General features: G+C 43.4%; 10 protein-coding genes. 5 read left to right on the forward strand and 5 right to left on the reverse strand.

Going from position 1 to position 13,240, the window contains the following annotated elements:
- Positions 1–107: 107 nt before the first annotated feature.
- Positions 108–1,331 carry a hypothetical protein gene (locus A2048_03460; protein OGP07984.1) on the reverse strand — a complete coding sequence of 408 codons (1,224 nt, stop codon included), beginning with the start codon at positions 1,329–1,331 and terminating at the stop codon, positions 108–110.
- A gap of 271 nt (positions 1,332–1,602) precedes the next feature.
- On the opposite strand from A2048_03460, the gene A2048_03465 reads away from it, so the two are divergent.
- The 4 genes from A2048_03465 (at position 1,603) to A2048_03480 (ending at position 7,192) form a co-directional block, all read left to right on the forward strand.
- Positions 1,603–2,004: a hypothetical protein gene (locus A2048_03465; GenBank protein OGP07985.1), complete on the forward strand. Its 402-nt coding sequence runs from the start codon at positions 1,603–1,605 to the stop codon at positions 2,002–2,004.
- Positions 2,005–2,204: 200 nt separating this feature from the next.
- Complete coding sequence (locus A2048_03470) at positions 2,205–3,254, forward strand: ketol-acid reductoisomerase (protein ID OGP07986.1); 1,050 nt, start codon at positions 2,205–2,207, stop codon at positions 3,252–3,254.
- Between the two features lie 114 nt (positions 3,255–3,368).
- Positions 3,369–4,775 carry a glutamate--tRNA ligase gene (locus A2048_03475; GenBank protein OGP07993.1) on the forward strand — a complete coding sequence of 469 codons (1,407 nt, stop codon included), beginning with the start codon at positions 3,369–3,371 and terminating at the stop codon, positions 4,773–4,775.
- Positions 4,775–7,192 (forward strand): hypothetical protein, encoded by a 2,418-nt coding sequence (locus tag A2048_03480; GenBank protein ID OGP07987.1) that lies wholly within the window; start codon positions 4,775–4,777, stop codon positions 7,190–7,192. The genes A2048_03475 and A2048_03480 overlap by 1 nt, the downstream gene beginning before the upstream one ends.
- Here the strand turns inward: A2048_03480 and A2048_03485 are convergent.
- The 4 genes from A2048_03485 to A2048_03500 form a co-directional block, all read right to left on the reverse strand.
- Positions 7,189–8,949, reverse strand: a complete 1,761-nt coding sequence (locus A2048_03485; GenBank protein ID OGP07988.1) for a hypothetical protein — start codon at positions 8,947–8,949, stop codon at positions 7,189–7,191. The two genes, A2048_03480 and A2048_03485, sit on opposite strands and share 4 nt — an antisense overlap.
- A gap of 45 nt (positions 8,950–8,994) precedes the next feature.
- Positions 8,995–9,723: a hypothetical protein gene (locus A2048_03490; GenBank protein ID OGP07989.1), complete on the reverse strand. Its 729-nt coding sequence runs from the start codon at positions 9,721–9,723 to the stop codon at positions 8,995–8,997.
- A 298-nt stretch (positions 9,724–10,021) separates the two neighbouring features.
- The gene (locus A2048_03495) at positions 10,022–10,951 is read right to left on the reverse strand and encodes a hypothetical protein (protein ID OGP07990.1); all 930 of its coding nucleotides are present in this window, start codon (positions 10,949–10,951) and stop codon (positions 10,022–10,024) included.
- A complete protein-coding gene (locus tag A2048_03500; GenBank protein ID OGP07991.1) occupies positions 10,938–12,059 on the reverse strand; it encodes a hypothetical protein in 1,122 nt (373 codons plus the stop codon). The genes A2048_03495 and A2048_03500 overlap by 14 nt, the downstream gene beginning before the upstream one ends.
- 50 nt (positions 12,060–12,109) lie before the next feature.
- Here A2048_03500 and A2048_03505 point away from each other — a divergent pair, with 50 nt between their 5' ends.
- Complete coding sequence (locus A2048_03505) at positions 12,110–13,105, forward strand: hypothetical protein (protein ID OGP07992.1); 996 nt, start codon at positions 12,110–12,112, stop codon at positions 13,103–13,105.
- Positions 13,106–13,240: the final 135 nt, after the last annotated feature.

The following is a 13,240-nucleotide window of genomic DNA, read 5'->3' on the forward strand; positions in this document are numbered from 1 at the left end:
AGGCTCCTAGGAGATTCTTTTGAAGTGTATAATATCACCACCGGCCGGTTTGAAACACAAACTTACAGGCACTATCTTTAATTTTTTTCATAAGCGTCATGATTTTCTTAGCTGCAAACATCCCCTAATCCATCTTCATCATCATCTTCCTGATACGGATTATAATCAAAGGGACAATTATCATTTGGATTAGAAAACCCATCTCCATCGCTATCGATGGGTGGAGGGGGTGGGGGTGGAAACGGTGAAGGGGGTGGCGGCGGTTCACACGCATCCCCCACATCATTTTCATCATCATCAGCCTGGTCCCCATTAGCCACATCGGGGCAATTATCATAACGATCAGAAACTCCGTCTCTATCACGATCAACAGGAGGTGGTGGTGGTGGGGGCGGCGGTGGTGGTGGGGGCGGTGGAGCAGGAGGCGGAGGTTGAACTGGCTCACAAACATCCCCTAAACCATCTTCATCATCATCTTCTTGATACGGGTTGTAATCAACGGGACAATTATCATTTGGATCAGAAAACCCATCTCCATCGCTATCGATGGGTGGAGGGGGTGGGGGTAGAAATGGTGAAGGGGGCGGCGGTTCACACGCATTTCCCACATCATTTTCATCATCATCAGCCTGGTCCCCATTGGCCACGTCCGGGCAATTATCAATTTGGTCAATAATTCCATCTTCGTCACGATCAGGGGGCAGTGGGGGTGGCAAAACTGGTTCACAAACATTTCCTACACCGTCACCATCATTATCTGCTTGATCCGCATTGCGTAAATCCGGGCAATTATCGCTTTGATCAGCCACTCCATCCCCATCACGGTCTGGAAGCGGGAGCGGTGGAGGGGGCAGCACTGCCCCTTCACAGGCATCTCCAGCTCCGTTGTGGTTAGAATCCACCTGATCGCCATTGGCAAATCTTACACAGTTGTCACAGACATCTCCGACTCCATCGTCATCTTGGTCGGTCTGGTTAGCATTAACCAGATAGGGGCAATTATCTTCACCGTTCTCAATGCCGTCTTGATCAAGGTCTGGAGATACAGGGACTTCCCTATTTTCAGGATCAGGAGAAGGGACAATATCCGCGTCATCAGAAGGTAACACATCGCAACTATCCTCCAAGCCATTGTCATCCGAATCAACTTGATTGATGTTAAAAATTTCAGGGCAATTGTCTGATTCATCAGGAATGCCATCCCCATCTTCATCGATCGTGATAGAGTTTGGCTCATACTTGAAATTAGAAGGACTTTGGTTTTCTTTTCCACATCCCAAGAAAACAACGCACCCAAATAAGGCACCCAGTATGATTATTTTTTTATACATAATTTTCTTTTTTCGACCCCTACTTCTTTTGAGACCTTCTTTATAGTTTTATTATCGGCATAAGGTCAGCCAAAGTTGCCAAAATAAACCTTATTCCCCATTGAAGTCATAAGCTATTGCTATATAAGGCTGGAGTAAGAAAATATGATTAAAATCATTCTTTCTGCTTTTCCAAACCGCCTTCCCTTTCCCATTCCATCCCCAAAAAAGCCATTCCCAATCAACTTGGCTTAAGCTATAAGCAGGTCTTTCAAATAAAGGAGGTTTTATGATGTCTCAGTTTCACATCGCTTTTGCCCTCGAACTTTTATGTTTGGTCAGTGGCACAGTACTGCTGGTTCTTTCTGCACGGGAGAAAGCATTCAACAAATTAACCAAAGGGGTGGGGATTGTTGTCATGGTCTTGGCTGTTCTATCGATTTTATGTTCAGTTTATACTGCGGCTTGCTCTAAGATGGGGGGCACTTGTGGATATAGTTCTTCCCATTCCATGGGAGATGGCTGCTGCGGAACAAAAAAAGATTCTTATCGCCAAATGCCGAAAAATCATCCCCCCATGGACATGATGCATGAAATGATGCAGGGCGGGCATCCAGGCATGGGTGAGGGAACAGGACATGGGACAACGCCCAAATCGTCATCACAGCCCACGGCTCCGAAACAAACTCAGTAATTTTTACGGACCTAAGTTTTTAAACATACTGCCCCCCTCAACGTGAATGGACCTCCAATTCATGCCGGCAGTTTTTTTTAATAATTTTCACCTTGAGATCCTCCGTTTTTACCATTGACCCCCGCTTTTGGGGCATGGTAGGGGCAACCCTTCTGTAGGGACAATCCTAGGATTGTCCCTACCCAACCGGAGATTTATTTATGAAAACGATCGAAATAAAAGGTATTAAAGAAAATATTATTGAACGTACCGACTTCCCCCCTGAAAAGTTGAAACAAATTTTGGGCAAGGAAACCATCACCATCTTGGGCTATGGCCCTCAAGGACGCGGTCAGGGTTTGAATTTACGCGACCAAGGCTTCAACGTGATCATCGGCCTTCGCCCCGGCAAAAGCTGGGATAAAGCAGTTGCTGAAGGTTGGGTGCCTGGGAAAAATCTCTTTTCGATGGAAGAAGCCTCCGAAAAAGGAACCCTTATTCAATTTCTTCTCTCCGATGCCGGCCAAATTGAATTCTGGCCCACTCTCAAAAAACATTTAAAAGAAGGAGATGCCCTTTATTTCTCCCATGGTTTCGGCATTGTGTTTGGTGACCAAACCAAAATTGTTCCTCCAAAAAATGTGGATGTTATTTTGTGTGCCCCCAAGGGAAGCGGGTTGACTGTACGCACCCATTTCCAAAATGGCCGTGGCATTAATGCCTCGATCGCCATTTATCAGGATTATACAGGTCGTGCCAAAGAACGTGTTTGCGCCGCTGGCATTGCCATTGGTAGCGGGCATTTGTTTGAAACCACGTTTGAAAATGAAGTCAAAAGCGATTTGACCGGTGAACGCTGCGTGCTCATGGGGCTTATTCAGGGAGCCATCAAGGCCCAGTATGAAGTGCTTCGTGCCAATGGCCACACTCCCTCGGAAGCCTACAACGAAAGCATCGAGGAAGCCTTCCAAAGCCTTTACCCCTTAATTGGCGAAAACGGCATGGACTGGATGTATGCCAATTGTTCCACCACGGCTCAACGTGGCGCGCTGGATTGGGCCCCCCGCTTTGAAGCCGCCATCAAACCAGTGATTGAAGAATGTTACAAAAGCGTTAAAACCGGCAACGAAGCCCGCATCACCATCGAAGCCAACTCCAAACCCGACTATCGCGTCAAGTTGAATAAGGAGCTTGAAACCATGGCGAATCAAGAAATGTGGATTGCCGGCCGTATTCTGCGCGATTTCAGACCGGAAAGAATTAAAAAATAATCTCACGCCTTTCTTTAATCCCCTCTCCCTTGAGGGGAGAGGGTAAGGGTGAGGGTGTACCCGATTTTCACCCGCCCCCTAGCCCCCTCCCCTCAAGGGAGGGGGAAATTGATTATGGCCTCCCTCAAACCCCGTCTCCGTTTTGCTCCCTCTCCTACTGGCTATCTCCACATCGGTGGGGCACGCACAGCTTTATATAATTATCTCCTGGCCAAAAAATGGGGAGGCACCTTCATCTTGCGCATTGAAGACACCGATCTTGAACGTTCAACACCTGAATCTGTTCAGGCTATTTTGGATGGAATGAATTGGTTGGGGCTTATTTGGGATGAGGGCCCCTACTTTCAGACAAAACGCTTCGATTTATACAAGCAGCACATTGATAAATTGATTTCTGAAAAAAAAGCCTATCCTTGTTTTTGCACGGCAGAAGATTTGACCAAAAAACGCGAAGCGGCCACGGCCGCCAAATGCAAACCCATGTATGACCGCACCTGCCTGAAACTTTCAGCCGATGAAGTCAAAAAACGCCTTGATCAAAAACTTCCTCATTGCATTCGTTTTATCTCCCCTGATGAGGGTGAAATTGTCATCAAAGACGTCATCAAGGGCGATGTGGTGGTGGCCAATAAAGAATTAGATGACCTCATCATCGCCCGCACCAATGGCAGCCCCACCTATAATTTTACCGTCGTGGTTGATGACGTCACCATGGGTATCACCCATGTCATTCGCGGGGATGATCATCTAAACAACACCCCACGCCAGATCCAGCTCTACCAAGCCTTTGGGTACCCTCTTCCCATTTTTGCCCATGTGCCCATGATTTTAGGCGCCGACAAAAAACGCCTTTCCAAACGGCATGGGGCTACCTCCGTCATGGCCTACAAAGACATGGGTTATTTACCGGAGGCCCTGGTTAATTATTTGGTGCGTCTTGGATGGTCTTATAAAGATCAGGAAATTTTTACCCGCCAAGAATTGATCGAGGCTTTTTCACTTGAAAATTGCTCCCGTTCGGCAGGTGTCTTTAATCCTGAAAAATTATTGTGGCTCAATGGTGTTTACATCCGTCAGGAAAAACCGGAAACACTGGCAGAACTGGTTTTACCCTTCCTAAAAAACAAGGGAATTGAAAATATTTCAAATGAAATTCTCCTTGAAGGAATCAAGATAAGTCAGGAAAAAGTAAAAACGATTGTTGAATTTGTAGAAATGGTTGATTTTTTCTTCAGGGAAGTAGAACCGGACGAAAAATTAAAGGAGAAATTCTTTACTGATGACTCTAAAAAAATCATGAAGCAGATAGCAGATAGACTGAACTCCCTTCAAACATGGACTCATGAAACCATTTCCCAGATATTTTCAGGCTTGGTGTCAGAAACCGGCTTGGGTCTTGGCAAAATCGCCCAACCCGTTCGCGTGGCTTTGACCGGTCGTTCGGTAAGCCCGGGGGTCTTTGAAATAATTCGGATCCTCGGGAAAGAAAAAACCCTTACTCGAATTTTAAAATACCTTTGATGCGTAAGAATATCGGAGAAAAACTAGCCCGTCATTGTATCACACATTCTTATATCTATCTCTTTATCGGTCTCCTACTAACCCTATTGGCCACAATCACCTCACGGCATTTGCGAATTAATGCCGATATGGTCGATCTCCTCCCTCAAAATTTTGAAAGTGTTCAAGCCATCAAAAAACTTACAAACGAATTTACCAGTGGCAACCTCATTGTGGTGGTAGAAAACCAAGATCACGAGAAGATCCAACAATTTATAGATCAATTGGCCGGTTTTCTTCAAAATCGTCAGGATATTGCCTATGTCGAGTGGAAACGGCCCATCATTTTTTTTAAACAACATCAATTGTATTATCTGGAGACTGCCGATTTGACTGTCATTGAAGATCGTTTCAAAAAACAATCCAGATTGTCTCAAGGAGGAATCCACCCTTTTTTTCAAAACATGATTGGCTTGGTGGATAAAGAGTCCGATCCATTTGATTTTTCGGATATCTTTAAAAAATACCAGAGCCAGGTTTTCAAAGATGATTTTAAGGAAGAATATTTTGCCGATTGGTCTCAAAACATGGCTGTTTTGATCATTTTCCCCAAAGAAGCCGGTTTAAATATCCAAAAAAATACCTTCTTTGTCGAAGGTATCCAAAAGGCAATTACCTTGTTTCAAAAAGAAAAATTCCCTGGAGAAAATATCAAAATTTCTTACACGGGTAGTCTGCAAAATAGCCTGGAAACCCATGCCCGTCTTATTCATTCCTTTAAAAAGGTGTCCCTTTTGATTTTCTTTAGCCTGCTTCTGGTAATTCTGATTTATTACAGACGCCTGACAACCTGCGTTTTACTGGGAGTTGCCATGGCAACGTCAAGCCTCTGGACCTTGGGACTCACCACTTTTTGCTTTGGATCCCTCAATTTTATCTCTAGTTTCAGCATCGGGCTTGTTTTGGGGTTAGGAAGTGATTACGGCATTTATTATCTCACGCGCTACCTTCAAGAACGTAAAGATTTCAAAACTTCCCAAAGTTTCATCAAACTCCATCAAAAAACCTTGAAATCCATTTTCTGGGCCTGTGTTGTCACTCTATTGGCCATCCTACCTTTTGGATTTTCCAATTTCAAAGGATACGCCGAATTTGCATGGATCAGCATGTTGGGTACAGCATGTAATTTTTTCACGTTTATTTTCATTTTCCCCACAATGGTTTCCCTTTTTGACAAATGGAATTTTTTTGATTGGGAAGAAAAACATATTCCCGATATTAATCCCTTAACAACCCTTAAGGTCAAATTTCATTTCAGCATCACCATCATTGCCTTTTGCACCATAGGTTCACTTGCTTCACTCCCTTACATGAAGGACACATTAAAAGTCGAGCATGACATTACCAAGCTTGAACACTACACGCCCCCACTCCCTTCCCTAGACTGGGAAAAAAAACTCTCCACCATCTTCTCCCGTTCTTTAAGACCTGCTGTCATCCTTGTTGATTCCGAGGAAGAAGAGCTTGAAATCGTCAATATCTTAAAACAAAAAATGCAACGCGATGCCAAAACACCCATCCTAGAAGAAGTGGTAAGCTTAAGCGGTTTTGTCCCCGGACATCAGGAAGAAAAAATTCCCATCCTAAAAAATATTCAAAAAACCATTGCCTCAATCAAGGCAAGCCCCTTGGTGAAAAGATATTTACCCCAATTTCCTGAAACCATTGCCCCCTTTGGCAGCAAAGACCTGCCTCCAACAATAACCCATATTTTCAATCCAACGGGCCAAACAACAAAACGCCTCGTCCTTTTGTATCCGGCTATCACGCGAAACAATATTGAGAAAATAAAAATTTTTCGGGATTACGTATCAAATATTCGTCTAAAATCCGGCAAGACTGTTTCGGCCACAGGGCAATTTTTAATTGAAGCAGACATCTACAACTTGATTCAAAAAGAAACTCCGCGGGCGCTTTTGGTAAGCTTTTTATTGATTTTTTTAATGCTTTATATTTCCTGCCAAAATGGAAAACAGGCTTTATTTTTATCGGGCATGCTAGGCATCACCCTCATTATGACCTTGGGGGGCCTTAAACTCTTTGGCGTTCACCTTACCATGTTTAATATCGTTATGATTCCCATCGTGCTGGGCACCAGCATTGATAGCTTCATACATATCTATCATCATTACTTCGATTTAAACCCGAGGAATCTTGATCTTACCTTCCAAAAAATGCTGGGGCCAACGACTATTGCAACACTGACAACAGCCATCGGATGCGCTGGATTTGCCTTGGTTGGAAATGAAGCTTTGGCGGATATTAGTTGGTTGGCTTTCATCGGGCTGGCCGTAAACATGATCACTTCCCTGGGTTTATACCCAGCCCTGATCCAGGGATATGAATGGTTGCAAAAAAAGAAGAAGCCCGTCTGTTAATGTTTTCGCGAATGGCTTTTAAGATTGAGTTTGTCCAGGTAGAAAGTGGTATCCATTTGCACCAGGAAATTATTGTCTTCCCTGGACTTGACAAAATTTGCATTATAAATTTTTTCAAACCCAACCCGCGGAGCCACGGACCAGGTATCTTTGATAAACCATTCGGCCCCTGTAACAAACCGTAGGCGTTTTTCATCCGGCAAATCAATATCTCTAACGATATCACCAAGCTCTCCATTGGGCTGAATTTGACTGGCATTGTCATCGGCCCGACGGAATTCCCAATCGAATCCAAAAGTGGTCAGAACATCGAATTTGGGCCACCAGTTTGCCATAAATCGAAGTGCATCGCCATCCGATCCCAATGGATTTCCAATGATTCTGCGATTTAAAGTGTATCCTGATGTCCACCGACCGTGCCGATACTGCAACGGAGAGGTATGATCATATTGAAAACGTGCCGTCAAATCGCCCCGACTACGCAATCTTGGAATATACAAGCCTGCCTGAAATGACATTTGTTGAAGAATATTGTCTAAATTCCCCAAGGCTCGAACAAAGGAGTCATCAAAGGCACTTTCCCAGTAAACTTGGCTTCTCCTTAAAAAAGGAAGGGCAAGATTAAAATCAAAAAGACCAAAAATGTGGTTTCCTTGATCAGTAAACTGGGAATTGCGTCCCCATTTTACGAAAGGAAAAATTTCAGTGACAGTATCCCCCAAAGAGGTTTCCGGCGCCCCCTTGCCTTTTAAAACAACAGCTTCTGAAAAACCAAATTCAAAAAATCTAGCCGGTTTGAGTGTCCACTTATAGGCAGCTAAATAAGAATTTTTAAATACATATTCTGGACCAAGGTTAGACATCAAAAAGGTAAGTTTATGCTCTCCAAGGTATTTGAAAATCCATGGGAAACGGAATGGATGGGGATTGGTTAAACGCAGCATGTCTTGAGGCCGTGCATTCGTTGAAAATAAAAGCCCCCCTTCGGCACCATATCCCCAAATAACCTCATCACGGCCCACTTCTAACTCAAGATTTTTCCAACCCGTTTTTCCATATAAGTAAAGGAAAGAGACACGCTTTTCATCGGCTTGAAAAGAAAATTGCGCCTGGGGGGAGGCCTCAAAAACAAAATAAGGCGTTACTCTCAAATCATGTCCGGTTTGCAAAAAGAGATTGGTCCCCTTTTCAAAAGTACGTCCTAGTTGGTCCGTATCAAAAGAAGTGGCAATACCATCGATGGAACCTTGTCCATTACGAACAGGTACCCGTCTTGGTTTGGAGTTCTGCTGCACAAAGGAAATCCCCGCACTTTTCAGGGGGCTAAACTCGATAGGAGCCCATCTTTTTTCAAAATCGCTTTTAAATTCCTTCTCGAAATGTTCGAATAATGCCTGAAAATAATCATAATCGATCCAACGTTCTTCGTAATCCTCATCCACTTGTTTTCTTCCCTCTTTTAAAATACGGGCAACTTCCAACCGAGAATAAGGTTTCTGGCTAAGAACGATTTTTTTAACAAATCCTTGGGCCACCAAATTATCGATAAACCGATAAACGGGATGATTGACCGGAACATTGGCTGATGTTTGGGCAAAACCATGGGGAATAAGCAAAACAAAACAAAGAATCAAGGATATGAACCCAAGGGCAAGCCCTGAGCCCAAGACCCCGTGGCAAACCACGGGATTTTGCCCCGATAAGACGCCCCGAAGCCAACGAGCATAGGCGATAAAGAAAACAAGGATTCTTCCCATAAATAATTACCTTTTCGCTTAGTAAGATAAAGTAAAGTGGAGTCCCTACTTTAAAAGATGGGAAAAGCCAATCAAAGAAATGTCGGCTTTTTTGATCATTTTTTTGAATCGAGGATCGCACAATAAATCTATTTCTTTGAGCCGGCCCTCGCGATAGGAATCACCTATCAGATCATCCACATAACCGGGATGCACCATCACCTCTGTCACTCCTTCGGGTAAAAGGGTTAAAAATTTGTCCCAGCAAACCAAAAGATTCTTTTGATTGCCGCCTAAATCACATCCCTTTAAACAGCCCACTGTAAACAATCCCTTTTTTGTCCAAAATTGTCGATGAGCTCCAGGCATTTGACCCAAAAAAATCCTGCGACTTAAAGGTCCATCTGCCACCCAATGTTTTTGTGATGTCAGGGAACGAACAAAAGAAACTCTATATTCCAATGCCAAATCAGCCACTGCTTCACAAAGACCGGGAAGAACATGGGCGTGATGGTGGCTGTCAATATGGGTGATGTTAAGTTTCCGAGCAAAAACTTTCTCCATCTGGGCTTTTCCCTCCTTGTAAACATGTTCTTTCTTGATTCTTCCAAGAAGAGCCCGTGCATACAAAGCAGGAGATGAATGGAATTTGCCCGCTCCATCCACTAAAGAAGAGATGTCTTTAGGATCGCAAAGAGGAATTCCCCAAGTAAAATTCAAATGGATACCCAAATCTAAAGAAGGTCTTTTCTCAAGCCATTCGCAGACCTGATGAAAGCAAGAACTGTTGGCCATTATACTCGTTGATGTCACTGTCTGTTGATCGATTACTTGGAGGATACCCCGACTCACAGACTGGGAAAGTCCATAATCGTCGGCGTGGATGATTAATTGCCTAAACATACAATGCTATCACCTTAAACAAAGTCCAAAACGATTAGGAGTTGATGCGCTTAATTTAAAAAGTTAGGCTTATTTTTATGCATTACCTAAGCTTTCAACTTCAGCGTTTTTTTTACATGATTCCTTATATGTTGTGGAAGGTTGTGATGGTTCCCGTTGTCTTCTTTTTTCTTTACTTTAACAAGCTTCATCACGGTCCCCTTTCTCTTAAAGCGCCTCTGTCCAAAAAAACAGCTTGCAACACAATCATTCCTCCTGCCAAGGTAACGGGAATGACCTGAACTGCATGATAGACAAAAGTGGTTATCAAGGCCATATCCTCAGGCAACCCCACAAACTTATAAATAAATAATCCACCCACTTCAAATGTTCCCACATTCCCTGGTGCCGAAGGCACAATAATAGCAATGTTAATGGCAAACAGGACCAAAAATAAGCTCCAAACCGGCAGCCAAATCCCCAGAGAACGATGGACACAATAAATGAGAACCACTTGGAAAATCCAATTTATAAGAGAATAACAAATACCCCTTAAATGAATAGACCAAGACATAAAAGAATGTAGCCCTTTTTGGAAATCCTGAAACCAGACAGGTCCTCGGGGCAATCGCCTTAAAAATACGAGGCCCACATACATGAAAATTGTGACAAGCAACAAGACTCCAGCTCCCTTTTTGATTTCTATAGGCGCTGCAGAATCAAAGAAAACCATCAAGGACAAAAAAGCAAGGCTTAAGCCTTCAATGAGTCGGTCCGAAACCAAATTGGCTGTCGTTGCAGAATAAGAGAGAGAGGCTTTTCTTCCGATCCAATGGATACGGGCGACTTCCCCTCCTCTCACCGGCAAAACATTGTTAAGAGCATATCCGATGAGAACCGATTTATAAACTTCCGTTAAAGGTGCCCCTCCAACACTTTGAAGCATCATTTTCCATCGCAGTGACTTGATACCGATGATAATAAAGTTAATCCCGGCGGCTAGTATCATCCAATTCCATCCCACTTCAATGGTGGCCTGGAACAAATCGACACGTCTAGCCACACCATAGCAATAGAAAACTGCTGCAATACTGACCCCAAATCCCACTAATTGAACCATAGTCCGTTTAAGCAAACGCATGAAGCACATCCTCATAATATTGGACCACCTCTTTGGCAACAGTTGGCCAGGAATAACGCATAGCCATCATCCGTGCGTTGATCCCCATCTTTTGTCGTAAAGCGGTATCAGCAACAAGTTCTCTAAGACCAGAAGCCAGGTTAGCAACAGAAGGATTCCCGCATAGCATAGCATCTTGCCGATTTTGAACCATTGCCTCAAAAGCCGGCAGCGAAAAAGCGAGTACTGGGCGTCCAGCGGCCAAGCCTTCAAGGAAAGTAATCCCAAAAGCAGCAAGCGTAGATGGAAAACAAAAGATATCGGCCGTTGCAAAATAAGAAGGCCTATCATCATGTAAACGGCCAACAAAGCAAACGTCCTTTTTAACTTCCCTGGGAATCATGGATTCATAATATTTTCGAAGTGGCCCCTCACCTCCTATGATCAGGCGACAATTTTGATCTTCTCTATGTACTTGAAGAAAGGCACGTATGAGGTAATCAAGGCCATTTCTTGGTTCCAAGCGGCTTAAGTAAAATATATTTACCTTTCCATCGGCAAAGGCCTGGATTTTTTTTGCATCAGGCCTGAAAAAATCCGTATCCACCCCGTTGGGGATAACCCGGTATTCCCCACCTGTAAAATATTTATCGATGACCTTACGGCATGCTTGGGAAACAGCAATTTTGCCATGAAGCGCATCAAAGTACTTTTGAAACATACTCCTGAAAATCCTTAAGGAGATGCTTTCTTTAAAGACGGTATGAAACGTACCAAAGGTAACAGTATTGGAATATCTTTGGGCAACTGTAGCCAGGGTGGGGAAAAAAGGTGAATGGATATGAATGATATCAAACTTTTCCGATTCGAAAATCTCTTGTAATCGCCGGCCGACTCCAAACCCCAACGTGAGGCGACCAATGGACCCGTTCCCATAAACGGGATAACAGCGTCCAACTTTGCATATGTTGAAATCTTTAAGATGAATGTGCTCCGCCGATCCGGCTTCGGAGGTCACAATAACCGGATCATGGCCCATTTTGGCAAGCTCCAAATAAAAATGATAGATGTGTTCTGTGATTCCACCTAAGTTCGGGTAAAAATATTCCGTAACCAATCCAATCTTCATTCTTTTCTGGCCTTTACTCGAAAAACGGGTATAGTGCAAAAAAATTAAAAATGCCCTTTATGCCTGTATTTAAAAACGTTAACAATATTTCTGTTTTTCTTTCCGCCATTGTCCTTTCCACCTTCCTGGTCCTGGCCCATGTCTACGGGGTTCGTTTTCAGTGGCGTTCTTCCCTGATCAGTTTTTCCATTGTCATCGTTTTCATTATATATTTGTCCATCGCCTTTAAAACACTTTCCTCCAAGTCCCCGCAAAAGAAATCTCTCAGGAACTCACTAAGCCTTGAACCACTTAAAGATTGGATCCCTTTGGTGGCAATCATCACCATCTTCGAAAATTTAAGGGAGTTCACGGGTGTCATCAACCCTCATCCATTGGATTCACTACTCTATGAAATGGACCTTAAGCTTTTTGGAGTGGAACCAACACTATGGAGTCAGCAATTTGTTAATCCCTTTCTTACGGATATGTTTAGTTTTTTTTATGCCATTTACTTCTTATTACCTCTTCTTTTAGCGCTCCATTTTTACTGGTCAAAACGAAGCCATTGTTTTCAGGAAATGTCATTGGGCCTTGGATTATGTTTCTACCTTGGGTTTTTATCCTACATTCTATTCCCTGCGGGCCCCCCCCGATTTTATTTTGGACCTGAGATATGGCAAGCTTATCCCGCTCTTGTAGGGAAATGGGGTCTCTTTGAGAAGATTCATGGCTTTGCCAACTCACACAATCCAATCATGCACTATGCCTCGTTTCCCAGCATGCATGTCGCTTTGGCGTCTCTTTCAACAATATATGCCTTCAAGTTAGCCAACACCAAGGGAAGACTCCTATGGGGCACCTCATATACCATCCTCTCTATAGGAATTATCTTATCCACCATTTATCTACGCCATCATTGGGTTCCAGATATCTTTGCCGGAATCTTTCTTGCCACCCTAGCAGCAACAATGGCTCATGGGATTGTTGTTTATGCCAATAAAACCACCAAAGAAATACAGCCCGATCCGTTAAAAAGCCCAAATTTGCAAGATAGTTTATCCTAAAAATCCTATCGATCTTTTACCGATTGTATAGCTTTAGACAAACCAAGGGTGATATAAAAATCTTAGTTGAAATTTGAAAGACAGCTCCAGTCGTGGGATAAGATTTATCCCACGACGAAGAGTAGTTAAACCTTA

It is taken from the genome of Deltaproteobacteria bacterium GWA2_45_12 (genome assembly GCA_001797365.1).
In the GTDB taxonomy this organism is placed as follows: domain Bacteria; phylum UBA10199; class UBA10199; order UBA10199; family UBA10199; genus UBA10199.

Bases quoted from the DNA above. Each gene is read 5' to 3' on its own strand.
- A2048_03470 (OGP07986.1), top strand. From the start codon at position 2,205: ATGAAAACGATCGAAATAAAAGGTATTAAAGAAAATATTATTGAACGT.
- A2048_03475 (OGP07993.1), top strand. From the start codon at position 3,369: ATGGCCTCCCTCAAACCCCGTCTCCGTTTTGCTCCCTCTCCTACTGGC.
- A2048_03505 (OGP07992.1), top strand. From the start codon at position 12,110: ATGCCCTTTATGCCTGTATTTAAAAACGTTAACAATATTTCTGTTTTT.
- A2048_03500 (OGP07991.1), bottom strand. From the start codon at position 12,059: ATGAAGATTGGATTGGTTACGGAATATTTTTACCCGAACTTAGGTGGA.
- A2048_03490 (OGP07989.1), bottom strand. From the start codon at position 9,723: ATGGCCAACAGTTCTTGCTTTCATCAGGTCTGCGAATGGCTTGAGAAA.
- A2048_03465 (OGP07985.1), top strand. From the start codon at position 1,603: ATGTCTCAGTTTCACATCGCTTTTGCCCTCGAACTTTTATGTTTGGTC.
- A2048_03480 (OGP07987.1), top strand. From the start codon at position 4,775: ATGCGTAAGAATATCGGAGAAAAACTAGCCCGTCATTGTATCACACAT.
- A2048_03485 (OGP07988.1), bottom strand. From the start codon at position 8,949: ATGGGAAGAATCCTTGTTTTCTTTATCGCCTATGCTCGTTGGCTTCGG.
- A2048_03460 (OGP07984.1), bottom strand. From the start codon at position 1,331: ATGTATAAAAAAATAATCATACTGGGTGCCTTATTTGGGTGCGTTGTT.
- A2048_03495 (OGP07990.1), bottom strand. From the start codon at position 10,951: ATGCGTTTGCTTAAACGGACTATGGTTCAATTAGTGGGATTTGGGGTC.